The sequence below is a fragment of the Streptomyces sp. NPDC007945 genome (assembly GCF_042958885.1).
In the GTDB taxonomy this organism is placed as follows: Bacteria; Actinomycetota; Actinomycetes; order Streptomycetales; family Streptomycetaceae; genus Streptomyces.
Map to the genome: position 1 here is coordinate 501180 of NZ_JBIBJV010000003.1, position 23566 is coordinate 524745.

Consider the following 23566-nt stretch of genomic DNA (forward strand, 5'->3'; position numbering starts at 1 on the left):
CCGTACCGTGGTCGGCGTGAACCCGACACAGACCCCCGACACGGGCAGCCGCAGCCCCGAGCTCCGCATGACGCTGGACGCCCTCGGCGGTCTGCGCGAAGACCTCTCCGGCGACGCCCTCGGCTACCGCCCGCTGCCCCGGCTCGCGCCGGACAGCCCCGCCCTGCGCTTCCTGCCCCGCCGGCTGCGCCCGCACGCCGGGATGCTGCCGCACGCGGCGATCGGCTTCCTCGCCCTGGTGACCTTCCTCCTCGGCTTCGACGAGATCAACGGCTCCGTCGGGCCCGTCGCCCTCGTCACCTGCCTGGTGCCGACGGCCGCCGTCCTCCTCACCATGACCCGGCCGGCCCCGGCCTTCTGGCTCTCGATCGCGTCGACGCCCTTCATCGCCTATCTGAGCGGCTACGACGGCTGGCCCTGGGCGCCGAGCTCCTTCGGCTCCCACCTCTTCGTCCTCGTGATCGTCGCCCTGCGGACCGGCCCCCGGGCCGCCGCGTGGATGTGGGTGATCACCGCCGCGTACACCACCTTCACCTCCTTCTTCCTGAGCATGGGCTCCGGCTACGGCTTCAACGGCGCCGAGATGCTCTTCTTCTCCGCCCTCTTCCTGCTGGTCATCGCCGTCGTCCAGATCCGCCGCCAGGCCGTCCAGGAGGTCACCGCCCAGCAGACCGTCACCGCCGTCGAGCGCTCCAAGCGGACCCTCCTGGAGGAGCGGACGACCATCGCGCGCGAGCTGCACGACGTCGTCGCGCACCACATGTCGGTGGTGGCCATCCAGGCCGAGGCCGCGCCCTACCGGGTGGAGAACCCGCCGCCGGAGCTGGAGCAGGCCTTCCTCACCATCCGGGAGAACGCCGTCGCCGCCCTCACCGAGCTGCGCCGCATCCTCGGCGTCGTGCGCGCCGAGGACTACGAGGCCCCCGACGCCCCGCAGCCGACCCTCGCCGACCTCGACGGGCTCGTCGCCAACGTCCGGGAGGCCGGGCTCGACGTGGACCTGACCGTCACGGGCGCGGTGCGGGAACTGCCGCAGGGCGTGGAGCTCTCCGCGTACCGCATCGTCCAGGAGGCCCTGTCCAACGTGCTGCGGCACGCCCCCGGCGCCCCGGCGAAGGTCGAGGTCAGCCACGTCCTCGGCGGACTCGGGCTGCGGATCGCCAACGGCCCGGCGCGCGGCCTGGTCAAGCCCTCGCCGGGGGCCGGCCACGGCATCACCGGCATGCGGGAGCGTGTCACGATGCTCGGCGGGGAGATGACCGACGGGCCGACGGAGGACGGCGGCTACGAGGTCGCCGTGTACGTCCCCGTCCAGCGCGAAGGGACCGACCAGTGATCAGGGTGCTGATCGTCGACGACCAGATCATGGTCCGCGAGGGCTTCTCGGTGCTGCTCGGCGCGATGCCGGACATCGAGGTCGTCGGCGAGGCCGTCAACGGCCGGGAGGCGGTCGCGCAGGTCGCCGCGCTCCGCCCCGACGTCGTCCTCATGGACATCCGGATGCCCGAGCTCAACGGCATCGAGGCCACCCGCGAGATCGTCGCCGCCGACGCGGACGCCAAGGTCCTCGTCCTGACCACCTTCGACCTCGACGAGTACGTCTACCAGGCGCTGCGCGCCGGCGCGTCCGGCTTCCTCCTCAAGGACGCCTCCGCCCTGCAGCTCGCCGACGGCGTCCGGATCGTCGCGGGCGGCGAGGCGCTGCTCGCGCCGACCGTGACGAAGCGGCTCATCACCGAGTTCGCGCGGACCGCCGACACCGCGCCGAGGGCGCCCGCCGTCGCGCAGGTCGGCGAGCTCACCGAGCGGGAGACGGAGGTCCTGGTCCTCATCGCGCAGGGCCTGTCCAACCAGGAGATCGCCGAGCACCTCGTCGTCGCCGAGTCGACCATCAAGACCCACGTCAGCCGGATCCTGGTCAAACTGGGCCTGCGCGACCGGACCCAGGCGGCGGTCTTCGCGTACGAGGCGCGCCTGGTGCAGGTCGGGCGGTAGCGTCCCCGCATGGACGCCGCCGCAGTGTTCGACCCCTGGTCGCCCGAGTTCGTCGCCGACCCGTACCCGGCCTACGCGCGGCTGCGGGAGGCCGGCCGGGTCCACTGGTACGGGCGCACGCGCCAGTGGCTGGTCCCGCACCACGCGGACGTGTCGGCGCTGCTGCGGGACCGGCGCCTGGGGCGCACGTACACCCACCGCTTCACCCACGAGGAGTTCGGCCGCGAGGCGCCCGACCCGCGGTGGGAGCCCTTCCACACCCTCAACGACCACGGGCTGCTCGACCTGGAGGGCGCCGACCACGGCCGCATCCGGCGGCTGGTCTCCCGGGCGTTCACGCCGCGGACGGTGGAGCGCCTCGCGCCGACGGTGCGGGAGCTGGCGGACGGCCTCGTGGGGGAGCTGGTCGCGGCGGGCGGCGGCGACCTCCAGGCGGCGGTCGCCGAACCCCTGCCGGTCGCGGTCATCGCCGCCATGCTGGGCGTCCCGGAGACCGACGACGAACGGGCCATGCTGCGGCCCTGGTCGGCGGCGATCTGCGGGATGTTCGAGCTGAACCCCTCGGAGGAGACCGCCCGCGCGGCCGTCCGCGCCTCCGTCGACTTCTCCGACTACCTGCGCCGGCTGATCGCGCGCCGCCGGTCCGACCCCGGCGACGACCTGGTCTCGGCGCTGGTCGCGGTCGAGGAGCTGACCGAGCAGGAGACGATCTCCACCTGCGTGCTGCTGCTGAACGCGGGGCACGAGGCGACGGTGAACACGACGGTCGGCGGGGTGCGGACGCTGCTGCGCCACGACGCCTGGCCGTCCCTCTCCGCCGGGAACCTGTCCACAGCTGTGGACGAACTCCTCCGCTACGACACACCGCTGCAGATGTTCGAACGGTGGGTCCTCGACGACATCGAGGTCGGGGGGACGGTGATCCCCCGCGGCTCGCAGGTCGCCCTCCTGCTCGGCTCCGCCAACCGCGACCCGGCCCGCTTCGGCCCCACGGCGGACGCGCTGGACCTGACCCGCGCCGACAACCCGCACGTCACCTTCGGCGCGGGCATCCACTACTGCCTCGGCGCCCCGCTGGCCCGCCTCGAACTCGGCGCGGTCTTCCGGGCCCTGCGCGAGCGTGCGCCCGGCCTGCGGCTCGCCGCGGACCCCGTCCGGAAACCCGGGTACGTGATCCGCGGCTTCGAATCCCTGAGCGTGGCGGTCTGACCCGGTCCGAGCGCGTCAGACCCGGAGGTCGCGGCGGCGCAACCCCGCCAGACCGGCCGCGGTGAGGGCCGCCGCCAGCACCGTGAGGAGGACCGCCGGGGTCCACTCGGGGTCCGGGCCCGGCAGGGTGGGCAGGTGGGTGAAGGGGGAGAGGTCGAGGACGGCCCGGGGGAGGTCGAGGGCGGGGCCGATCCAGCCGAGGGCCAGGCACAGGCCGGCCACCCCCCAGCCGGCCGCGGCCGCCCGAGGCGCCGCGCCCCACAGCAGCACCGCCACCGCCGCGAGGGTCCAGACGGCCGGAAGCCGGGTGAGCGCCGCGCCCAGGATCGGGCCGAGGTCGTCGCCGTACGAGACGGCGAGGCCCAGCCCCGCGAGGGCGAGGATCAGCGCGGAGCCGGCGTACGCGTGGGCGAGGTGGCCCGCCGCCCACCGCATCCGCCCGAGGGACGACGCGAGCAGCGGTTCCGCCCGGCCGGAGGTCTCCTCGCCGTGCGCCCGCAGCACGGCCCCGACCGCGTAGAGGCCGGCGAGCATCCCGAAGAGGGAGACCATGGTGGCGAGGAAGGCGTCGGTCAGCCCGTCCTGGCCGCCCATCCGCCGGAAGATCTCCCGCGCCCGCTCGTTGTCGCCGACGAGCTCCGCCGCGCCGTCCGCCATGCCGCCGAAGACGAGCCCGCCGAGGAGGAAGCCGAGTCCCCAGCCGGTCAGCGTGCCGCGTTGGAGGCGGAGGGCGAGCGCGCCGGCGCCGGCGAGCCGGCCGGTGGCGGGGCCGGGCCGGGTGGCGAGGAAGGAAGCGCCGACGTCGCGCCGTGCGGCGAGCCCGTACGCGAGGAGGGTCTGGACGAGCACGGCCGCGGCGATCAGCGGCAGCACCCACCAGCGTTCGCCGCCGTAGGCGCGGACGTTCTCGGCCCAGCCGAGGGGGGACAGCCAGGTCAGCGGGGACGAGCCGGAGGCGTCGCCGGAGTCGCCCGCCGCCCGCAGCGCGAAGGCCAGGCCGAGGACGCCGCCCGCGAGGCCCTTGGCGAGCCGGGCGCTCTCGGTGAGCTGCGCGGTGAGCGCGGCGACGGTCGCGAAGACCATGCCGGTGCCGCCGACGGCGAGGCCGAGGGCGAGCGCCCCGGCGAGGCCCTGCCCGGCGAGCCCGGCGACGATCAGCAGCGCGGTGGCGGCGTTGAGCGTCAGTGCCGCCAGCAGCGCGGAGGTGAGCGGGGCGCGGCGGCCCACGGCCCCGGCGGAGAGGAGCTCCTGCCGGCCCGTCTCCTCCTCCTCGCGGGTGTGCCGGACGACGACGAGGAGCGAGGCGACGGCGGCGAGGACGGCGGCGAAGGTCCCGAAGCGCCAGGCGACGAGTCCGCCGAGGGAGTCGGAGAAGACCGGTCCGTACAGGGAGCGCAGGGAGCCGTCGGCGGTCATGGAGGCGGCGAGTCCGGCGCGCGCCTCGGCCGTGTCGTAGAGCCCGCCGAGGGAGCCGGGGCCGGAGGCGACGAGGCCGCCGGTGACCACGGCCCACAGGGGGAGGGCCAGCCGGTCGCGGCGGAGCGCGAGCCGGGTGAGGGTGCCGGTGCCGGCGAGCGCGGTCATGACGCCACCTCGGTGTCCGCGTAGTGGCGGAGGAAGAGCTCCTCCAGGGTGGGCGGGGTGCTGGTGAGCGAGCGGACGCCGGCGGCGAGCAGCGCGGCGAGGACCGGGTCGAGCGTGTCGGTGTCGACCTGGAGACGGACGGTGCGGCCGTCGACGCGCAGGTCGTGGACGCCGGCGAGCCGGTCGAGCCCCCGGGGCGGTCCGGCGAGTTCGGCGGTGACGCTGGTGCGGGTGAGGTGGCGCAGCTGCGCGAGCGAGCCCGACTCCACCGTGCGGCCCTTGCGGACGATGCTGACCCGGTCGCAGAGGGTCTCGACCTCGCTGAGGATGTGGCTGGAGAGCAGTACGGTGCGGCCCCTGTCGCGGGCCTCGCGGACGCACTCCTGGAAGACCTCCTCCATCAGCGGGTCGAGGCCGCTGGTGGGTTCGTCGAGGACGAGGAGTTCGGCGTCGGAGGCGAAGGCGGCGACGAGGGCGACCTTCTGCCGGTTTCCCTTGGAGTAGGTGCGGCCCTTCTTGGTGGGGTCGAGCTCGAAGCGCTCGATCAGCGCGGTGCGGCGCGCCGGGTCGAGGCCGCCGCCGCGCAGCCGCGCGTACAGGTCGATGACCTCGCCGCCGGAGAGGTTGCGCCAGAGGGTGACGTCGCCGGGGACGTACGCGAGCCGCCGGTGGAGGGCGACGGCGTCGGTCCAGGGGTCGCCGCCGAGGAGCCGGACGGTGCCGGAGTCGGCGCGCAGCAGCCCGAGGAGGACACGGAGGGCGGTGGACTTCCCGGCGCCGTTGGGGCCGAGGAAGCCATGGACCTCGCCGGTGGCGACGGTGAGGTCGAGACCGTCGAGGGCGTGGGTGCGGCCGAACGACTTGTGGAGGCCGGTGACGCTGAGGGCGTTCGTCATGCTTCGGAACGTACGCTCATTTCACAAATTTGTGAAGTTAAGGAATCGTAAAAAGGGACGGTATAGAGTCGTGCCCATGACCAGCACCGATGGCACCCCGCCGCAGGAGGAGGCCGTCTCCCGCTTCGTGGAGCGCTTCGCCGGCGAGCTGACCGAGGCCGGCATGCAGCGGATGGCCTCGCGGGTCTTCGCCGCACTGCTCGCCTCCGAGACCGCCTCCCTCACCTCGGCAGAGCTCTCCGAACAGCTCAGGATCAGCCCCGCCGCCGTCTCCGGCGCCATCCGCTACCTCACCCAGGTCGGCATGGTCGCCCGCGAGCGCGAACCGGGCACCCGCCGCGAGCGGTACGTCCTCCACAACGAGATCTGGTACGAGACCTTCACCCGCCGCGACCAGATCCTGCTCCGCTGGGAGAAGGTCCTCCGCGACGGCGCCGCCACCCTCGGCCCCGACACGGCCGCCGGTGCCCGCACCGCCGAGACCGCCGACTTCTTCGCCTTCATGCAGGAGGAGATGCTCACCCTGATGGACCGCTGGCGGGAGCGGAAGGCCGCCCGGGACACCGCCGCCCGGCCTCAGGAGCCGACCGCCTCCTGAGGCTGCCGGGGCAGCGTCAGCCCCCAACCCGCCGCCCGGACCGTCCAGGTGCGGCGGCGGACCGGGCCCGTGACGCGGCCGTCCGCGCGGTAGCGGAAGTCCGGCCCCGAGACCGTGAACGACCCGGCGACCGCGCGCCGGGGCGCGCCGTATGGGCCGGCCGGATGGACGGCGACGACCGCCGTGCCGTCGCCGGCGTCCGCCGGGCGGGCCGTCACCGCCGTGACCGGGGCGTCCACGTCGGCGAGCAGCACGCCGTCCGCCTCCACCCGCAGCCGGTGGACCAGGACGCCGGGGAACGGCGGCGCCGGGCGCACCAGGGTCCGCACCAGGGACCGGCAGGTCCCCCAGACGGAGGCGGTGCCGGACGCCGGGACCGGCACGGCCGGCAGCCGCAGCTCGCCCAGGACCACCCCGCCGCTGTCGTCCACCAGCAGGTCCAGGCTCCGCACCGTCCCGTCCAGGACCGCCCGGGCCGCCGCCACAGCGCCGCGCGGCACGCCGAAGCCGTGCGCGACCTCCAGGGCGTCCGGCGGGCCGATCGGGACCAGCGCGAGCGGCGCCCGGTCCCGGTGCAGCAGGGTCACCGCGCGCAGCAGCGCCCGGTCGTCGCCGAGCACGACGGGACGCCGGGAGCCGCGCCGGGACAGGGCACGGGAGAATTCCTCGGGAGAGTCCGGCAGGCAGATCTTCGCCTGCGCACCCGCGGACAGGACATCCTTCGCGATCCGCACGGACTCGCCGTCACTTCGGCGGGCGACCGGGTCGACGATGACCAGCAGCTGGTCGTGATCCGACACCTCGGTCCTTCCTCGGGTAGCATCTTTGTGCAAGAGCCCCTTGCGCTATTGCGCCAGGGGCTTCGTCTATTCCGGGGCACCACCGGTGAGGCGGCGTACGCCCCTGACCTTGGACATGCCCCGCCCGGAAGGGGTGTACGCCTGTGCCCGCACTTGTGCTGCTCGGTGCTCAGTGGGGTGACGAGGGCAAGGGAAAGGCCACCGACCTGCTCGGTGGATCCGTGGACTACGTGGTGCGTTACCAGGGCGGCAACAATGCCGGCCACACGGTCGTCGTGGGCGACCAGAAGTACGCGCTCCACCTCCTCCCTTCCGGAATCCTCTCCCCGGGGTGCACCCCGGTGATCGGAAACGGTGTCGTCGTCGATCCGGCGGTCCTGCTCTCCGAGCTGAGCGGACTGAACGAGCGCGGCGTCGACACGTCGAAGCTCCTGATCAGCGGCAACGCCCACCTGATCACCCCGTACAACGTCACCCTCGACAAGGTGACGGAACGGTTCCTCGGCAAGCGCAAGATCGGCACGACCGGGCGCGGCATCGGCCCCACCTACGCCGACAAGATCAACCGCGTCGGCATCCGGGTCCAGGACCTGTACGACGAGTCGATCCTGGAGCAGAAGGTCGAGGCGGCCCTGGAGCAGAAGAACCAGCTCCTCGCCAAGGTCTTCAACCGCCGCGCGATCGAGTCGGGCCGGATCGTCGAGGAGATGCTCCAGTACGCGGACCAGATCCGCCCGTACGTCGCCGACACCACGCTGATCCTCAACGACGCCATCGACGAGGGCAAGGTCGTCCTCTTCGAGGGCGGCCAGGGCACCCTCCTGGACGTGGACCACGGCACGTACCCCTTCGTCACCTCCTCGAACCCGACCGCCGGCGGTGCCTGCACCGGCGCGGGCGTCGGCCCGACGAAGATCAACCGGGTCATCGGCATCCTCAAGGCGTACACGACCCGCGTCGGCGCCGGCCCGTTCCCGACCGAGCTCTTCGACGAGGACGGCGAGGCGCTGCGCCGCATCGGCGGCGAGCGGGGCGTCACCACCGGCCGCGACCGCCGCTGCGGCTGGTTCGACGCGGTCATCGCCCGCTACGCCACCCGCGTCAACGGCCTGACCGACTTCTTCCTCACCAAGCTGGACGTGCTGACCGGCTGGGAGGAGATCCCCGTCTGCGTCGCGTACGAGATCGACGGCAAGCGCGTCGAGGAGCTCCCGTACTCCCAGACCGACTTCCACCACGCGAAGCCGATCTACGAGACCCTGCCCGGCTGGTCGGAGGACATCACGAAGGCCAAGACCTTCGCGGACCTCCCGAAGAACGCGCAGAACTACGTGAAGGCGCTGGAGGAGATGTCCGGCGCCCCGATCTCCGCCATCGGCGTCGGCCCCGGCCGCACCGAGACCATCGAGATCAACTCCTTCCTGTAGGCGGTCCGTGCGAAGGGCCCGCGCCTCCCCGGGGCGCGGGCCCTTCGCCGTGTCCGCGGCCGGGTCGGCCGCGGAGCCCTCAGCCGTCCAGCCGGGTGTCCCGGCCGACCTTGTCCCAGGCGGTCAGGTCGGCGCGGACCTGGTCCAGGTGGGCGTGGACCGCGTCGATGGCGTCGTCGCCGAGGGCGAGCCGCAGCGGGGTCTCCTCGGCGGCGAGCGCCGCGAGGACGGCCGCGGCGGCCTTGGCCGGGTCGCCGGGCTGGGTGCCGTCACCGGACTCCACGTAGGCGCGGGTGGCGCCGACGGTGTCGGCGTAGTCGGCGATGGTGTCGCCGCTGAGGCTGCCGTTCACGAAGAGCCGGGTGCGGAAGGCGCCGGGCTCGACGATCAGGACGTCGATGCCGAGCGGGCGGACCTCCGCGGCCAGCGCCTCCGACATGCCCTCCAGGGCGAACTTCGTCGCGCTGTACGCGCCGAATCCGGGCAGTGACATCTGCCCGCCCACGCTGCTGAGCTGCACGATGGCGCCGCTGCGGCGGGCCCGCATGTGCGGCAGGACCGCGCGGACGAGGGCGGCCGGGCCGAAGACGTGGACGTCGAAGAGGGAGCGGAGCTCCTCGTCGCCGGTCTCCTCCACCGAGCCCACGTGGGTGCGGCCCGCGTTGTTCACCAGCACGTCCACCCGGCCGTGCCGCTCCACGATCCCCGCCACGACCCGCTCGACCGCCGCGCCGTCGGTGACGTCCAGGGCGACCGGGTCGACCCGGCCCGGGTGGGCGGCGACGAGGTCGTCCAAGGTCTCCGTGCGGCGGGCCGCCGCGACCACCACGTCGCCGGCGGCGACCGCCGCCTCGGTGAACGCGCGGCCGAAGCCGCTGTTCGCGCCGGTGATCAGCCAGATCCTGCTCATCCGTACTTCCCCCTGTAGCCGAAGGGCGTCGTCCGGCCGCTGCCGGAGACCCAACCAGCTTGCCCTGTACGGGAGTTGTCGGGGGCGAGAATGAGCCAGGGAGCGGTCGGCGCGGCTCAGTCCGGGCGGTGGTACTCGCCCGGCTCGGTGTCGTACATCGGGTAGACCTGGAGGCGCTCCTCGCCCTTGTACGTCGTCAGCACCAGGTAGCTGCCGGGGTCGTCGCGGACGCACTCCGGGTCGGCGCCGGGCTCCGGGGCCATGGGGCCGAGGACGTACGGGGGCGTGGTGCTCGCCAGGATGGCCGTCCAGCTGCAGTTGACGGCGTCCGACAGGGTGTTGCCCTCCTCGTCCGTGCGCGGGTAGACGCTCAGTGAGCGGAGGACGGCGGCGCCGACCGCGCCCTGGGTGACCGTCACCTCGTCGGTGTAGCGGTCCGCCTCCGGGCCCTCGACCAGCGGCTTCATCTTCCACCGGCCCAGGTACGCCGCGGGCAGGATCGCCCCGCCGGTGCGGGCCCTGCGGAAGGTGGTTTTCGCGGCGCCGGAGGTCCACTCCAGGACCTCGGGGGAGCGCAGGGCGAGGGTCTGGTGGGCGGCCGCCATGCACCGTCCGGCGGGCACGCTGGTGGTGACGTCGGACTCGCCCAGGACGACCTTGTCCTCGTCGGCGGAGACGAGCCGCGAGCGGCCCATGCACAGCCGCCCGTCGCCGACGTGGGTGTAGACGGCGGTCTTGGTGCCGACGGCGCCCTGCACGAGCTCGATCCGGACGGTCTCGCGCGGGCTCTCCTCGGTGCCCCGCAGGACGCCCTCCCAGGCTCCGAGGAAGGCGGCGGGCACGGCCCCGGCGGGCCGCGCCGAGCCGGCGGAGGACGAGGAGGACCCGGTGGTGCCCTTGCCGTCGGGAGTGGTGGCGCCGGGGCCTCCGAGTGGCCACAGCGCGTAGCCGACGCCCGCCGTCGCGGCGACGGCGGCGGTGGCGAGGGCGGCGGCCAGGACGCGGCGCCGGGAGCGGGCCCGGGGCCGCACCGGCTCCGGCTCCGGATCCGCCCCCGGGTCGGTACCGGGACCGGGCGCGGGTGTCGGGGCGCCGACCGCCGCGCCGCCCGCCGTGCGCTCCGGCGTCCGCTCCGCCCCGGCGGGCCGCTCGGAGCCGGCCGGGCTCTCCGCGCCCTCGGCGCTCTCCGCCTCCAGGAGCCGGGCCGCGTGCCGGCCGAGACGGGCCAGGACGTCGGCGGGCAGCCAGGGGTCGGCGACCGGCAGGGTCTCGGCGATCTCGGCCGCCGTCGGCCGCCGCGCCGGGTCCTTGGCGAGGCAGGCCCGGATCAGCCCGGTCAGCTCGGGCGCCACGTCCGTCAGGTCGGGGTCGTCGTGGGCGATCCGGAACATCAGCGCGTGGACGCCGCTGTCGGAGGTGCCGAAGGGGGAGCGGCCGGTCGCCGCGTAGGCGAGGACCGAGCCGAGGCAGAAGACGTCGGAGGCCGGGCCCAGCTTCTCGCCGCGCACCTGCTCGGGCGACATGAAGCCGGGGGAGCCGACGACGGCGCCGGTGCTGGTGAGGCCGCCGTCGGTGACGGTGTCGACCGCCCGGGCGATGCCGAAGTCGATGATCCGGGGGCCGTCGACGGTCAGCAGCACGTTCGAGGGCTTGAGGTCGCGGTGGACGAGCCCGGCCCGGTGGATGTGGTCGAGGGCCCGGCCCAGCCCTGCGCCGAGGGAGCGGACGGTGGCGGACGGCAGCGGCCCGTACTCGTCGCCGACGACGGCCCGCAGCGAGGGCCCGGCCACGTACCCGATGGCCACCCACGGGGAGGCGGCGGCGGTGTCGGAGCCGAGGACGGGCGCGGTGCCGGCGCCGCCGACCCGCCTCAGCGCCTCGACCTCGCGGGCGAAGCGGCGCCGGAACTCCTCCTGGGCGGCGAGCTCGGCGTGCACCACCTTCACGGCGACGGTCCGCCCGCCGGCCGAACGCGCGAGGAACACCCGGCCCATGCCGCCGACCCCGAGACGGCCGACGAGTCGGAACGGGCCGATGGCGACCGGGTCTTCCGCGTTCAATGGCTCCACGTGGCAAGAGGATGCCAGACGCGGCGGACGGCCCGTGGCGCGGTCGCGGTCACGGTCGGATGTCGACCCACCGGCCCCGAGGCGGTCACCCCCCGCCGCGGATCCGCGGCCCCTCCGGGGTGGCGCGCGGCGGGTTCCCACGGAGGCCCCGGGGCGGGGTCGTCCGGGTGGCCCGGCCGGGGTTGCCCGGGTCGTCGGGGCGTGGATGTAATGGCCGTGAGGGGGCCTTCCGGAGGAGGAACACCCCATGCGTGTCGTCGAAGTGACCGCCTACGGCGGACCCGAGGTCCTCAGGTCGGTGCGCCGCCCGGAGCCGGACCCCGCGGACGCCCCGGGGCGGGTCCGGGTACGGCTCAGGGCCGCCGGGGTCAACCAGGCGGACCTCAAGATCCGCTCCGGCCGCTACGCCGCCGCGCTCGGCGCGCTCGCCCCGCCCTTCGTGCTCGGCTACGACTTCGCGGGCACCCTGGTCGACCCGGCCCCTGGCCTCCCCGAGGGCACCCGGGTGGCCGGTTTCGTGCCCTGGGTGGAGGAGGGGACCGGCGCGGGGACGTACGCGGAGACCATCCTGGTGGAGCCGGAGTGGCTGGCCCCCGTCCCGGACGAGGTGGACTTCACGGCGGCCGCCTCCCTGCCGCTCTCCGCGGTGACCGCCGCGCAGGCGCTGGACCTGATGGCGCTGCCGGAGGGTTCGACGGTCCTTGTCACCGGGGCGAGCGGGGTGGTGGGCCGGTTCGCGGTGCAGCTGGCGGCGCGGGCGGGCCACCGGGTGATCGCCCTCGGCCACGGCGACGACGCGCACGAGCTGCGGCTCCTCGGAGCGGACGCGGTGGTGCCGCGCGGTGCGCCGGCGGAGGTGCTCACCGGGGTGCTCGGCTCCGCGCCGGACCGGGTGGACGGGGTCTTCGACGCGGCGCTGGTCGCCGATCCGCTGCTGGCCGCCGTCAAGGACGGCGGGGTCTTCGTCTCCGCCTCCGGCGAGCGGGTCCCGGTCGCCGAACGGGACATCCGGGTGGACGCGGTGATCGGGCGCCCCGACGCGGCGCTCCTGAAGGAGCTGCTCGAACTGGTCGGCACGGGCGGCCTCGCGACCCGGGTGGCCGACGTGCTGCCGCTGGAGTCCGCGGCGGAGGCCCACCGCCGGGCGGAGGCGGGCCATCGTCCGGGCCGCATCGTCCTGATGATCTGAGCCGACGGGCCGACGCCCCGTCGGATCCCTTCCGCGCGCCCCCTGGTGACCCGGTCCCAGGGGGCGAATCCTGGTCTAGACCTTGACAGGTACAGACCAGTGCCGCTTCGCTGGCCTTCCCCCACCGGAAGGACGACAGCGCATGCGACGTCTCCTCGCCCTGCTCGCCGCCCTGTGTACGGCGCTCGGGCTCGCGATCCTGCTCCCCACCACCGCCGGCGCGGCACCCGCCTGCGTCACCGCCTGGAGCTCGGGCCAGGTCTACACCGGCGGCATGACCGCCTCGTACAACGGCCACAACTGGTACGCGAAGTGGTGGACGCAGAACGAGCGTCCCGGCTCCACCGACGTCTGGCGCGACGAGGGCGTCTGCGGCACGGGTGGCGGCGGCGGAACCCCGGACCCGTCCGGATTCGTGGTCACCGAGGCCCAGTTCAACCAGATGTTCCCGAACCGGAACCCCTTCTACACGTACGCCGGTCTGGTCGCCGCCACCAAGAAGTACCCGGCCTTCGCCGGCACCGGCAGCGACACCGTGAAGAAGCAGGAGGCCGCGGCCTTCCTCGCCAACGTCTCCCACGAGACCGGCGGCCTCGTCCACATCGTCGAGCAGAACACCGCCAACTACCCGCACTACTGCGACGCGAAGCAGCCCTACGGCTGCCCGGCCGGGCAGGCCGCCTACTACGGCCGCGGCCCGATCCAGCTCTCCTGGAACTTCAACTACAAGGCCGCCGGCGACGCCCTCGGCATCGACCTCCTCAACAACCCCTGGCGCGTCGAGCGCGAGCCGGACGTCGCCATGATGACCGGCCTCTGGTACTGGAACACCCAGAACGGCCCCGGCACCATGACCGCCCACAACGCCATGGTCAACGGCGCCGGCTTCGGCCAGACCATCTGGGCCATCAACGGCAGCCTGGAGTGCAACGGCGGCAACCCCGCCCAGGTCCAGAGCCGCGTCACCAAGTACCAGCAGTTCACCCAGATCCTCGGCGTCCCGGCGGGCGCGAACCTGTACTGCTAGCCCCCCGCCCTGGAAGCGGTCCGTCGACCGGCTCGCCCTGACCACCCGGATCAGGGCGAGCGCGGGCGTGAAGCCGGCGGCGAACGCCCCCAGCCCGCCGAACCCCGCCACCGGGAACTCCAGCGCCTTCGGCGGCAGCAGCCCCAGCCCGGCCGACAGGACCCCCCGGCGCGCGGCACAGGCGCCCCACGGGGCCGGAGCGCTACCCCTCGCGCGCGGCCGCCGCCTCCACCGCCTCCAGTGCCGCCGAGAGGCGTTCCAGGACCCGCACCGTCTCCTCGAAGGCGGCCGGGCCGCCGAGTTCGGCGGTCAGCCGGGCGGCCAGCTCCGCGTGGCCCGGGTCGATGCGGGCGAGCGCCGCGCGGCCGGCCTCGGTGGGGGCGAGGAGCTTGGCGCGGCGGTGCGCCGGGTTGGGGGCGTAGGCGGCCAGACCGTCGCGAACCAGTAGGTCGGCGATCCGCTGCACGCTCTGCCGGGTGATGCCCATGACCCGGGCGACGCCGGACACCGGCAGCGGCTCGGGGAGGACCGCGCCGAGCACCTGCCACCAGGCGGCGGTCAGCCCGGCGGGCTCGGCCAGCTTCTCCGAGACGGCGAGGAACTGCCCGTTGAGCCGGAAGACCCCGAGGGCGGTGCGGCTCAGGGCGTCCTGCCGGTCGCGGCCGCTCACGCGTTCAGCTCGGCGAAGGCGGCCGGGTCGGAGTGGTGGAAGAGCCGGTACCAGGCGTCCCGCTTCCCCTCGTACGCGCCGAGACGGGCGAAGATCTCACGGGCGAAGGCGACCGGCTCGGTCGGCCCGGCGGTGACGAGGTCCCCGTCGGTGACCGCGTCCGCCTCGACGTACCGCTCCCCGCCCGCGTACCCGGTGGCGGCGAGGTAGAAGGGGGCGGCGCTCGTGTGCGCCCGGTCGTCGAGCAGCCCCTCCCTGGCGAGCCCGGCGGTGGCCCCGCAGATGGCGGCCACCGGCACCCCCGCGTCGAGGAAGGCCCGTGCCTTGGCGGCGAACGGCGCGAGCTCGTCGCCCTCGTCGTACTTCTCGGCCCCGGGGAGGATGAGCAGCGCGCTCTCCTCCGGCCGCAGCCCGTCCAGCCCGAGATCAGGCACGATCCGCACCCCCGCGAGCGTGGTGACGGGCTCCCCGGCCCGGAATCCCACGGTCCGGACGGTGAAGCCGTCCCGGGCGAGCCACGCGGTGGCGTGCCCCGTCTCCCAGTCGGCGAGGGTGTCGTACACGGCGAGGTGAACGGTCCTGGAGGTCATGACAGCATGCTGTCTTCATGTCAGCCTGCTGTCAATGGGGGAGGGCGGGGTCCACGACGGAATCCGTGGCGGGACCCCCGGCGAAGCACAGTGTCGCGTCCGGCGCGTTCTCGGTGGACAAGATGGTCATGGCCGCCCCACCTGCGGTTCCTTACCCTCGGGTGCATGACCCCTCATGTCATCGAACCCGATCCCCAGGCCGGTGCCGCCGTCAAGGCCGCGGACCGCGCGCACGTCTTCCACTCCTGGTCCGCCCAGGGCCTGATCGACCCGCTCGCCGTGGCCGGCGCGGAGGGTTCGTACTTCTGGGACTACGACGGCAACCGCTACCTCGACTTCACCAGCGGCCTCGTCTACACCAACATCGGCTACCAGCACCCCAAGGTGGTCGCCGCCATCCAGGAGCAGGCCGGGAAGCTCGCGACCTTCGCGCCCGCCTTCGCCGTCGACGTCCGCTCGGAGGCCGCGCGCCTCATCGCCCAGCGCACCCCCGGCGACCTGAACAAGATCTTCTTCACCAACGGCGGCGCCGAGGCCGTCGAGAACGCCGTCCGGATGGCCCGGCTGCACACCGGCCGCCACAAGGTGCTCTCCGCCTTCCGCTCGTACCACGGCGCCACCTCCACCGCGATCAACCTCACCGGCGACCCCCGCCGCTGGGCCTCCGACACCGGCTCCGCGGGCGTCGTGCGCTTCTGGGCGCCCTTCCTCTACCGCTCGCCGTTCTACGCGGAGACCGAGCAGCAGGAGTGCGAGCGGGCCCTCGCGCACCTGGAGGACACCATCGCCTTCGAGGGGCCCGGCACCATCGCCGCGATCATCCTGGAGACCGTCCCCGGCACCGCCGGCATCATGACCCCGCCGCCCGGCTACCTCGCCGGCGTCCGCGAGATCTGCGACAGGTACGGCATCGTCTTCGTCCTCGACGAGGTCATGGCCGGCTTCGGCCGCACCGGCGCGTGGTTCGCCGCCGACCACTTCGACGTCGTCCCCGACCTGCTGACCTTCGCCAAGGGCGTCAACTCCGGCTACGTGCCGCTCGGCGGCGTCGCCATCAGCGAGGAGATCGCCGCGACCTTCGAGACCCGCCCCTACCCGGGCGGCCTCACCTACTCCGGCCACCCGCTGGCCTGCGCCGCCGCCGTCGCCACCCTGCACGTGATGGAGGACGAGAAGGTCGTCGAGAACGCCGCCCGCATCGGCGAGCAGGTCCTCGGCCCCGGCCTGCGCGCGCTCGCCGAGCGCCACCCGTCGGTCGGCGAGGTCCGCGGCATGGGCGTCTTCTGGGCGCTCGACCTGGTCAAGAACAAGGAGACGCGCGAGCCGCTCGTCCCCTACAACGCGGCCGGCGAGGCCAACGCGCCGATGGCGGCCTTCGGCGCCGCGGCGAAGAAGAACGGCCTGTGGCCCTTCGTCAACATGAACCGCACCCACGCCGTCCCCGCCTGCAACGTCTCCGACGACGAGGTGAAGGAGGGCCTGGCGGCCCTCGACGCGGCCCTCACGGTCGCCGACGAGCACACGGTCTGAACCACCCGGCCCACCGGGGCCCGCCGGTCCCCGGTGGGCCCGGTGGCCTCAGGGCGGTAGGTCTAGCCGCTCTCCGGCGCGCCGCACCGCGTCGGGCCGGGCAGCAGGGACAGCAGCCGGGCCAGGGCCTGTTCGGACGGGGAGCCCGCCTCGGCGCTGAACACCACGGCCCGCTCGCCGGAGCCCGAACGGTGTTCCAGGGTGACGACGGACAGCTCCATGCGTCCCGCCACGGGGTGGTCGAAGGTCACCGGGCCGCAGGTGTCCTGGGGCCCGGCGCCCGCCGCCGCGGCCGAGGCCCGCCACCACAGGTCGGTGAACTCGGTGCTGTTCTCGGTCAGTTCCGCGATCAGGCCGGTCAGCTGGCGGTCCGTCGGGTACCGCTCGGCCGCCCCCCGCAGCGAGGCGGCCACCCCCGCCGCCGGCCGCTCCCGCCCCCCGAAGAGGGCGCGGGTGCGGGGGTCGAGGAAGACCATCCGGGCCAGGTTGGGCCGGACGACGAGGTACGCGGCGGGGCCCGGCTGGGGCGCCGTGCCGCGCAGGTGCCAGGCGAGCAGCGCGCTCCCGAGCGGGTTCCAGTCCACCACGTCGTGGCGGTGGTTGAGCACCACCGCGGGCAGCGACGGCATCGACGAGGCGACCCGCCGCACGGCGTCGGCCCCGTCCTGGCCCGCGGCCTGGTTCGCGAGCCAGTAGAGGTGCGCCCGCTGGGTGTTGTCGAGGAGGAGGGCGCGGGCGATGGCGTCCAGGACCGCGGGCGAGACCCGCCGCACCCGTCCTTGTTCGATGCGCGCGTAGTAGTCGTGACTGATCCCGCCCAGCAGCGCCACCTCTTCCCGCCTCAGGCCGGGGACGCGGCGCTGGGACGTGCCGGGAGGCAGGCCGACCTCCTCGGGCGTGACGAGACAGCGCTGGGACCGGAGGAAATCGCCCAAGCGGGCTGCATCATTCATGGAAACACGGTTCCACGGGAATGGAATGCCCCGCCAGTCCCCAGCCTGCCCCTATTGATCATTCCTTAATCCGGCCATGCGCGGCCGTCGGTTCATTCCTTGAGGAGTGAGGCGAGCGCCGCTTCCGAGGAAGATCCGGATTCGGCCCGGTAGAGGACGATGCACTGGTCAGCGGCGTCCGGAAGCCGGAGCGTCTCGAATGACAGCGTCAGCCGCCCCACCTTGGGGTGATGCACGGACCGGGTGCCGTGGGTCTTGTCCCAGACGACATGTCCGGACCAGATCTCGGCGAACTCCGGACTCTTGTCGTTGAGGCGGTGAATGAGTGCGGAAAGCTGCGGGTCCCCCGGATATCGGCCCGCCATGACCCGAAGATATCCCGCCAATTCGTGGGCCTCGTCCATCCAATGCGGGTAGAGCGCGCGGGAGCCCGGTTGTAGGAACACCAGTTCGGCCAGGTTGGGCAGGCCTCCCTCGCGGGTGGCCGGGCCGAGGTCGATGTGGCCGGAGAAGAGGATCCGGGCGAGACGGTTCCACGCCAGGATGTCGACCCGGCGGCCGAGCAGGACGGCGGGCCCGTTCTCGTAGGCCGCGATCATGCGGGCCACGGCCGGCCGGGCGTTCTCGGTCAGCGGCTGCGGGTTCCTCGGCGCCGGGCCCGAGCGGGCGGCGAGGTCGTGCAGATGGGCCCGCTCGTCCGGGCTCAGCCGCAGCGCGGTGGCCAGGGCGTCCAGAACCTCGGGAGAGGCGGTGCCGTTCTGTCCCTGTTCGAGACGGGTGTAGTAGTTGACGCTCACCCGGGCGAGTTGCGCCACTTCTTCCCGCCGCAGTCCCGACACCCGGCGGCGCTTCCCCACGTCACCGGTCAGCCCGACGTCCTCGGGACTTAGTCGGCCGCGCCTGATCTGCAGGAAGCGCCCGAGCTCCAATTCCCCCGTCGCCTTCTTCATGGATGACCGCCTCCTCAGCCGTCGACGCGTGTCGGGAGGGGCCGGGCGGTGCGCGAAATCCATGTGGGGGAGAAATCCCCCGTGGTTCTTGATCCGAAGGGCGGTAAGCGCGGGTGGTCCGACGGGGCGCCGGACGGGTTCGTGCGCGGTGGCATATTCACGGGCAGTGCCAAATGCCACGGTCTCTGCAAGGCGAGTCCCATGTGATTCCCCCTGTTGTCCTGCCGGGCCGGGTCGGTTGCCCATTAAACTTTCAGGCTCCGTACTCGGCCCCGGTGATTCGGTTGTCCGGCGATCATAGCAACTGGCCGAAGTTCATCAAGTCGCTTAGGACGGACGGTAGTTACGGGTGATGACGAGGGGGTACGAGAAACCGAATGATTGATATTCCGGGAATCAATCATTCCTCGCGCCCGGGACGCACGGCTCGGGCCCCTGGCGGGGGGAGGCACCAGGGGCCGGGGACCGGGGGCGCCGGGGACGGACCGGCGGCGCCCGCCGGCCTGCGCGCCCGCGACGGCCGGGCGGAGGTGAAACGCGGCGGATATCCGGGCAACCGACAGGAGGAATACCGGATATCCGCCGCCTCCTCGCGGACTACTTCGCGAGGAAGTCCTCGAGCAGCGTGGCCAGCGCGATGGGCGTCTCCACCATGGGGTAGTGGCCCGAGTTGCCGATGACCGCCAGCTCGCCCTGGGGGTAGTGCTTCATCCAGGTCTCGTTCATCGCCTCGGCGGTGACCGCCGGGTCGTTCTCGCCCACGACCACGAGGGCCGGCACCTCGGCGCCGGTGATCCGGGCCGAGAAGTCCGTGGTGCGGAAGGAGTCCAGGTAGCTGCGGAAGGCGACCGGGCCGACCGCCTTCATCGACGCCTCCGCCCAGGCGTTCACCCAGGTCGACGAGAGCTTGTCGCCCGTGGTCAGGTTGATGACGATCCGACGGTTCTCCACCTTGTGCGCCGCCTCGGCGAAGAGCGGGAAGTCCTCGTCCGGGATCGGCATGCCGGAGGCCGGCACCGGGCTGAGGCCGATCAGCTTGCGCACCCGGTCCGGGGCCTTGAGCAGCACCTGCTGGGCCGGCTGGCCGCCCAGCGAGTGGCCTATCAGGGAGAACTCGTCCCAGCCGAGGTGGTCGGCGAGCGTCAGCACGTCCGAGGCGATCTCGTCCGTGCTGTACGTGCCCGCCTCGTCGAGGGCGGCGCTGAAGCCCCGCGCGTCCATGAAGGCGTAGCTGAACCGGCTCCCGTCCAGGTACGGCCACCAGGCGCTGAAGGTCTCGTGCCCGCCGAACAGCGAGTGCAGCACGATCACCTTGTGCGGGCCGTCCCCGACGACGCGGGCGGGCGGGACGTAGCGGCCGGTCACGGCCATGGTTTCCTCCAGGGTGGTGTCGGTGGACCGGGTCGCCCGGTCGGCGTCGTGGTCGGTGGCGGGCTGGGGCAGCAGCAGGCGCCCGAGCTCCGCGTGCAGTTCGTCGAGGTCCTCGCGGTGGCCGTGCAGGACGATGTGCCCGTCGGGGCGCACCAGGTGGAACCCCGGCCGTCCGCAGTGCAGTTCGCGGGCCGCGCGCCGGGGCAGGTCGGCCTTCCGGCCCCGCCCGACGCGCCGCGGCCCCTGCGTGACGTCCACGACGCGGACCGCGCGGCCGAAGGGCTGCGCGAGCCGGCGTACCGCCTCGGCGAGATCCGCCCCCGCGGCCCGCCGCGGGTCGGGGGAGACCAGTACCGCGAACGGGCCGGGGTCGGCTCCCGGGCCGGCCAGGCCCAGGTCGACGGCGAGTTCGCGGGGCAGGGCGGCCCCTTCGCGGGCGTGCCGGCGCAGCGTGGACCTGAACGAGCACCAGGTGGCGCGGTGCGTCCGCTGGCCGCGGGCGGTCCCCGGCGCGGGCGCGTACACCCACCGCCGGCCCGCCGCGACCGGCAGGTAGAAGCGGTCGAGGACCCGGGTGCGGTCGAGCGCCTTCATCGCGGTGTCGCGCAGCAGGACCTGGCCGGTGCCGGTCCACATGGCCGCGCGGGTCTGCAGATCGGTGTCGCGGACGACCGCGTCGGCCACCGGAGCGCGCTCCGGGGTGTACGTGGCGAGCAGCTCGGGCCTCGCGTGCCCCCGCACCACCGAGGCCAGCTTCCACGCCAGGTTCTGCGCGTCCTGCATACCCGTGTTCAGGCCCTGGCCGCCCATCGGGCTGTGCGCGTGCGCCGCGTCCCCGGCCAGGAAGACCCGGCTCAGCTGGAAGGAGGCGGCGCGCCTGCGGTGCAGCCGGAAGGTGGTGACCCAGTCGGGGTCGACCAGCCGCAGCCCGCCGGGGCCGCGCATGTCGACCAGGCGCTGCATGTCGTCGAGGGTGCCCTCGGTGAGTCCGGCGGGCGCGTTGGTGAAGAAGCGGTACAGGCCGTGCGGCTGCGGCACGATCGCCAGGACGCCCAGACGGGACTGGTGGTAGTGGATCTCGTCGGGGGCCAGCGGGTTGTTCTCGATGCGGGCGTCGGTGATGAGGAAGCGGTTCTCGTACGTCGCCCCTTCGTAGGCGATGCCCAGCTGGTTGCGTACGGCGCTGGCGGCACCGTCCGCGCCGATCACCCAGGGCACGGTGAACCGCTCGACGGAGCCGTCGGCGTGTTCGAGGGTGGCGGTGACGTCGGTGCCGGGGGTGATGGCGCCGGAGAAGTCGACGCCGTGCAGGGCGAGGAGCCGCACTCCGCGCTCGATGGAGCCGCCGAGGCCCTTGAGGCCGGCGGTGAGGATCTCCTCGGTGCTGCGCTGGGGCAGGCAGTACGGGGCCATGCCCTCGGTCATCCGCATCCGGGACACCGGCTGCTTCTCCGAGTAGTAGGTCATCTGGCGGAGCTCCACGGACACGTCCCGCAGGTGCTCCGAGAGGCCCAGGTCCTCGAGGATGTCGAGGGTGCGCGGCCAGACGAGCATGGCCTTGGAGTAGACGCTCGGGCCCGCCGCGGAGTCGATCAGCCGCACCCTGACCCCGCGCCGCAGCAACTCGCAGGCCGCGGTGAGTCCGGTCGGGCCGGCGCCGACGACGAGCACATCGCACTCGTTCTCGTTCGACATGGTGGTCTCCTGCGTGCTCGCGGATCGGGTCGGCTCAGTGGAAGGCCAGCGAGATGGCGTAGCTGTCCTCGTGCATGTGGTAACGGGTGATCTTCCCGTCGGTGACCCGGAGTTCGAGCGCGAACTCCGAGGCGAAGCTCTTGCCGGTCGCGTTCACGCGGTACCGGAAGGAGCCGAGGACGACGGCGAGTTCGCCGTCCACGAGGGTGTGGACGGTCTCGAAGGACTCGGGGGTCATGTTCTCGCCGGCCATCCGGAAGAAGTCGCGGACGTCGGAGTGGCTCTTGCGCGGGCCCATCCACGGGATGAGCGCGGTGTCCCCGGGGGTGAACCAGTCGACCGGCTCGGCGATGAACTCCAGGGCGCCCTCGACGTCGCCCTTGCTGACTCGGGCGAAGAACGCCTCGACGGTGGAACGGGTGTCTGCGGTCATGGCCGGAACGGTACGCACGGCATCGCGTCACGAGACAGACCCGGCCAGTGGTACCCACGGCAGCCATATGAAGGGGCGGGTACTGGCTCGCCTTCGGTTCTTCCCCGGATGCTCGACGCCTAATCAACCGACAGGAACCGAAAGGCCTCCCATGTCAACGATCAACCAGTCCGGGGAGACGCTGGAGGGGCGGCCGCCGGCGGCGACTCCGCCCCCGGCGCTGGCCGACGGGAAGATGACGCGCCGTCAGACGATGGTGCTCTTCCTCCTCCTCGGCGCCCAGTTCACCCTGGCCGTGGACTTCTCGATCATGAACGTGGCCGTCCCCGTCATCGGCCGTGAACTGCACTTCTCCCAGGAGAACCTGCAGTGGATCGCCACCACCTTCGCCCTCAGCGCGGCCGGCTTCAGCCTGCTGTTCGGCCGCATCGCCGACCTGGTCGGCGCCCGCAAGATCTTCCTCGCCGGCCTCGCCCTCCTCACCGTCGCCTCCCTGCTCGGCGGTCTGGTGGACGCGGCGGGGCCGCTGCTCGCCGCCCGCGTCGCCCAGGGCCTGGCCACCGCGATGGTCACCCCCGCCGGCCTGGCGCTGCTCACCACCTCGTTCCCCGAGGGCCCGCTGCGCGACCGCGCCCTCGGCCTCAACGGCGCCATGCTCTCCGCCGGATTCACCTGCGGCGCCATCCTCGGCGGTCTGCTCACCGACGTGCTGAGCTGGCGCTGGGGCTTCTTCATCAACGTCCCGATCGGCGTCCTGCTGATCGTCGTCGCCCCGATGCTCCTCGCCAAGGGCGAGGTGCGCCGCGGCGGCAAGCTGGACATCCCCGGTGCCGTCACCGTCAGCGCCGGCCTCATCGCCCTCGTGTACGGCATCTCCGCGGCCGGCCAGTACGGCTGGGCGAGCCCGACCACCCTGGTCTCCCTCGCCGCCGCCGTCGTCCTGCTGATCGCCTTCGGCCTCATCGAGCTGCGCGCCCCGGAGCCGCTGGCCCCGCTGCGCGTCCTGGGCCTGCGGAGCGTGACCTGGGGCAACATCGGCGGCGCCGCCACCTTCATCGGCTTCACCGCCATGATCTTCCTGATCACCCTCTACCTCCAGGACGTGCTGGGGTACTCGGCGATGGCGACCGGCCTCACCTTCGGCGTGCTCGGCGTCGGCGCCTTCCTCGGGGGCGTCACCGCCCCGCGCTGGATCGGCGCCCTCGGCGGCAGCAGCGCGGTCCTGGTGGCCGGTCTCGTCGTCCAGGGCCTCACCGTCGGCGCGCTGTACTTCGCCGGCGACGACCGCGGCTGGCTCTACGCCGTCCTCGGCCTGGCCTTCCTCAGCAGCTACGCCCACGTCGTCGCCATCGTCGGCTTCATGGTCACCGCCACCTCCGGCCTGCCCAACGAGCAGCAGGGCCTGGCCACCGGCATCACCACCCTGACCCAGCAGGTCAGCATCACCATCGGCATCCCGATCATGAGCGCCATCGCGGTCGCCCAGATCCGCGCGAGCGGGGACTCCTCCGTCGAGGCCGCCACGCTCCACGGCATCAACGTCGCCATCCTCGCCAACGGTCTGATCCTGATCGCGGTCGGCCTGCTCGTCGCGCTCTTCGTGAAGCGCCGCGCCGCGGCCGCCCGCGACTGACCGGACGGCACCCCCAGAACCCGCGGCCGGGGTCCAC

Annotated in this window: 20 protein-coding genes; 9 read left to right on the forward strand and 11 right to left on the reverse strand. The window is 73.4% G+C overall.

What is annotated here, in order from left to right; translation table 11 throughout:
* Positions 1 to 67: 67 nt before the first annotated feature.
* Genes ACFZCF_RS13140 through ACFZCF_RS13150 form a run of 3 tightly spaced genes read left to right on the forward strand, consistent with a single transcriptional unit; the run spans position 68 to position 3204 of the window.
* Positions 68 to 1336 (forward strand): sensor histidine kinase, encoded by a 1269-nt coding sequence (locus ACFZCF_RS13140; RefSeq protein ID WP_388443524.1) that lies wholly within the window; start codon positions 68 to 70, stop codon positions 1334 to 1336.
* Positions 1333 to 1995, forward strand: coding sequence for a response regulator (locus ACFZCF_RS13145; RefSeq protein ID WP_391286570.1), 663 nt, complete (start codon positions 1333 to 1335; stop codon positions 1993 to 1995). The genes ACFZCF_RS13140 and ACFZCF_RS13145 overlap by 4 nt, the downstream gene beginning before the upstream one ends.
* Before the next feature lie 9 nt (positions 1996 to 2004).
* The gene (locus ACFZCF_RS13150) at positions 2005 to 3204 is read left to right on the forward strand and encodes a cytochrome P450 (protein ID WP_391286571.1); all 1200 of its coding nucleotides are present in this window, start codon (positions 2005 to 2007) and stop codon (positions 3202 to 3204) included.
* 15 nt (positions 3205 to 3219) lie between these two features.
* On the opposite strand, the gene ACFZCF_RS13155 is transcribed toward ACFZCF_RS13150, so the two are convergent.
* Entirely contained in the window at positions 3220 to 4788 is a 1569-nt protein-coding gene (locus ACFZCF_RS13155) for an ABC transporter permease (RefSeq protein WP_391286572.1), read from the reverse strand.
* A complete protein-coding gene (locus ACFZCF_RS13160; RefSeq protein ID WP_388443018.1) occupies positions 4785 to 5684 on the reverse strand; it encodes an ATP-binding cassette domain-containing protein in 900 nt (299 codons plus the stop codon). The genes ACFZCF_RS13155 and ACFZCF_RS13160 overlap by 4 nt, the downstream gene beginning before the upstream one ends.
* Positions 5685 to 5760: 76 nt before the next feature.
* Between ACFZCF_RS13160 and ACFZCF_RS13165 the strand changes: the two genes are divergently transcribed.
* On the forward strand, positions 5761 to 6282 hold the full coding sequence (locus ACFZCF_RS13165; RefSeq protein WP_388443021.1) for a GbsR/MarR family transcriptional regulator: 522 nt from the start codon (positions 5761 to 5763) through the stop codon (positions 6280 to 6282).
* Here the strand turns inward: ACFZCF_RS13165 and ACFZCF_RS13170 are convergent.
* Entirely contained in the window at positions 6261 to 7082 is an 822-nt protein-coding gene (locus ACFZCF_RS13170; RefSeq protein WP_391286573.1) for a diacylglycerol kinase, read from the reverse strand. The genes ACFZCF_RS13165 and ACFZCF_RS13170 overlap by 22 nt on opposite strands.
* 143 nt (positions 7083 to 7225) lie before the next feature.
* Here ACFZCF_RS13170 and ACFZCF_RS13175 point away from each other — a divergent pair, with 143 nt between their 5' ends.
* Complete coding sequence (locus tag ACFZCF_RS13175; protein WP_388443027.1) at positions 7226 to 8509, forward strand: adenylosuccinate synthase; 1284 nt, start codon at positions 7226 to 7228, stop codon at positions 8507 to 8509.
* Positions 8510 to 8588: 79 nt separating this feature from the next.
* On the opposite strand, the gene ACFZCF_RS13180 is transcribed toward ACFZCF_RS13175, so the two are convergent.
* The gene (locus ACFZCF_RS13180) at positions 8589 to 9419 is read right to left on the reverse strand and encodes an oxidoreductase (RefSeq protein WP_391286574.1); all 831 of its coding nucleotides are present in this window, start codon (positions 9417 to 9419) and stop codon (positions 8589 to 8591) included.
* Positions 9420 to 9535: 116 nt separating this feature from the next.
* Positions 9536 to 11488: a protein kinase gene (locus ACFZCF_RS13185; protein ID WP_391286575.1), complete on the reverse strand. Its 1953-nt coding sequence runs from the start codon at positions 11486 to 11488 to the stop codon at positions 9536 to 9538.
* Positions 11489 to 11735: 247 nt separating this feature from the next.
* Here ACFZCF_RS13185 and ACFZCF_RS13190 point away from each other — a divergent pair, with 247 nt between their 5' ends.
* Positions 11736 to 12677, forward strand: a complete 942-nt coding sequence (locus tag ACFZCF_RS13190) for an NADP-dependent oxidoreductase (RefSeq protein WP_388443036.1) — start codon at positions 11736 to 11738, stop codon at positions 12675 to 12677.
* Positions 12678 to 12819: 142 nt separating this feature from the next.
* On the forward strand, positions 12820 to 13704 hold the full coding sequence (locus ACFZCF_RS13195) for a glycoside hydrolase family 19 protein (protein WP_388443039.1): 885 nt from the start codon (positions 12820 to 12822) through the stop codon (positions 13702 to 13704).
* Positions 13705 to 13906: 202 nt separating this feature from the next.
* On the opposite strand, the gene ACFZCF_RS13200 is transcribed toward ACFZCF_RS13195, so the two are convergent.
* Both ACFZCF_RS13200 and ACFZCF_RS13205 read right to left on the reverse strand, forming a co-directional pair.
* Positions 13907 to 14374 (reverse strand): MarR family winged helix-turn-helix transcriptional regulator, encoded by a 468-nt coding sequence (locus ACFZCF_RS13200; protein ID WP_388443042.1) that lies wholly within the window; start codon positions 14372 to 14374, stop codon positions 13907 to 13909.
* The gene (locus ACFZCF_RS13205; RefSeq protein ID WP_391286576.1) at positions 14371 to 14964 is read right to left on the reverse strand and encodes a DJ-1/PfpI family protein; all 594 of its coding nucleotides are present in this window, start codon (positions 14962 to 14964) and stop codon (positions 14371 to 14373) included. The genes ACFZCF_RS13200 and ACFZCF_RS13205 overlap by 4 nt, the downstream gene beginning before the upstream one ends.
* A 165-nt stretch (positions 14965 to 15129) precedes the next feature.
* On the opposite strand from ACFZCF_RS13205, the gene ACFZCF_RS13210 reads away from it, so the two are divergent.
* The gene (locus tag ACFZCF_RS13210; RefSeq protein WP_388443048.1) at positions 15130 to 16494 is read left to right on the forward strand and encodes an aspartate aminotransferase family protein; all 1365 of its coding nucleotides are present in this window, start codon (positions 15130 to 15132) and stop codon (positions 16492 to 16494) included.
* A 62-nt stretch (positions 16495 to 16556) separates the two neighbouring features.
* Here the strand turns inward: ACFZCF_RS13210 and ACFZCF_RS13215 are convergent, their stop codons facing one another.
* The 4 genes from ACFZCF_RS13215 to ACFZCF_RS13230 form a co-directional block, all read right to left on the reverse strand.
* Positions 16557 to 17429 carry a helix-turn-helix domain-containing protein gene (locus ACFZCF_RS13215; protein WP_388443051.1) on the reverse strand — a complete coding sequence of 291 codons (873 nt, stop codon included), beginning with the start codon at positions 17427 to 17429 and terminating at the stop codon, positions 16557 to 16559.
* Between the two features lie 110 nt (positions 17430 to 17539).
* Positions 17540 to 18397, reverse strand: coding sequence for a helix-turn-helix domain-containing protein (locus ACFZCF_RS13220; protein ID WP_391286577.1), 858 nt, complete (start codon positions 18395 to 18397; stop codon positions 17540 to 17542).
* Positions 18398 to 18994: 597 nt separating this feature from the next.
* Positions 18995 to 21463, reverse strand: coding sequence for an alpha/beta fold hydrolase (locus ACFZCF_RS13225; protein WP_388443057.1), 2469 nt, complete (start codon positions 21461 to 21463; stop codon positions 18995 to 18997).
* Positions 21464 to 21497: 34 nt separating this feature from the next.
* Entirely contained in the window at positions 21498 to 21896 is a 399-nt protein-coding gene (locus ACFZCF_RS13230; RefSeq protein WP_388443060.1) for a nuclear transport factor 2 family protein, read from the reverse strand.
* Between the two features lie 151 nt (positions 21897 to 22047).
* Between ACFZCF_RS13230 and ACFZCF_RS13235 the strand changes: the two genes are divergently transcribed.
* Complete coding sequence (locus tag ACFZCF_RS13235; protein ID WP_391286578.1) at positions 22048 to 23529, forward strand: MFS transporter; 1482 nt, start codon at positions 22048 to 22050, stop codon at positions 23527 to 23529.
* Positions 23530 to 23566 lie beyond the last annotated feature (37 nt).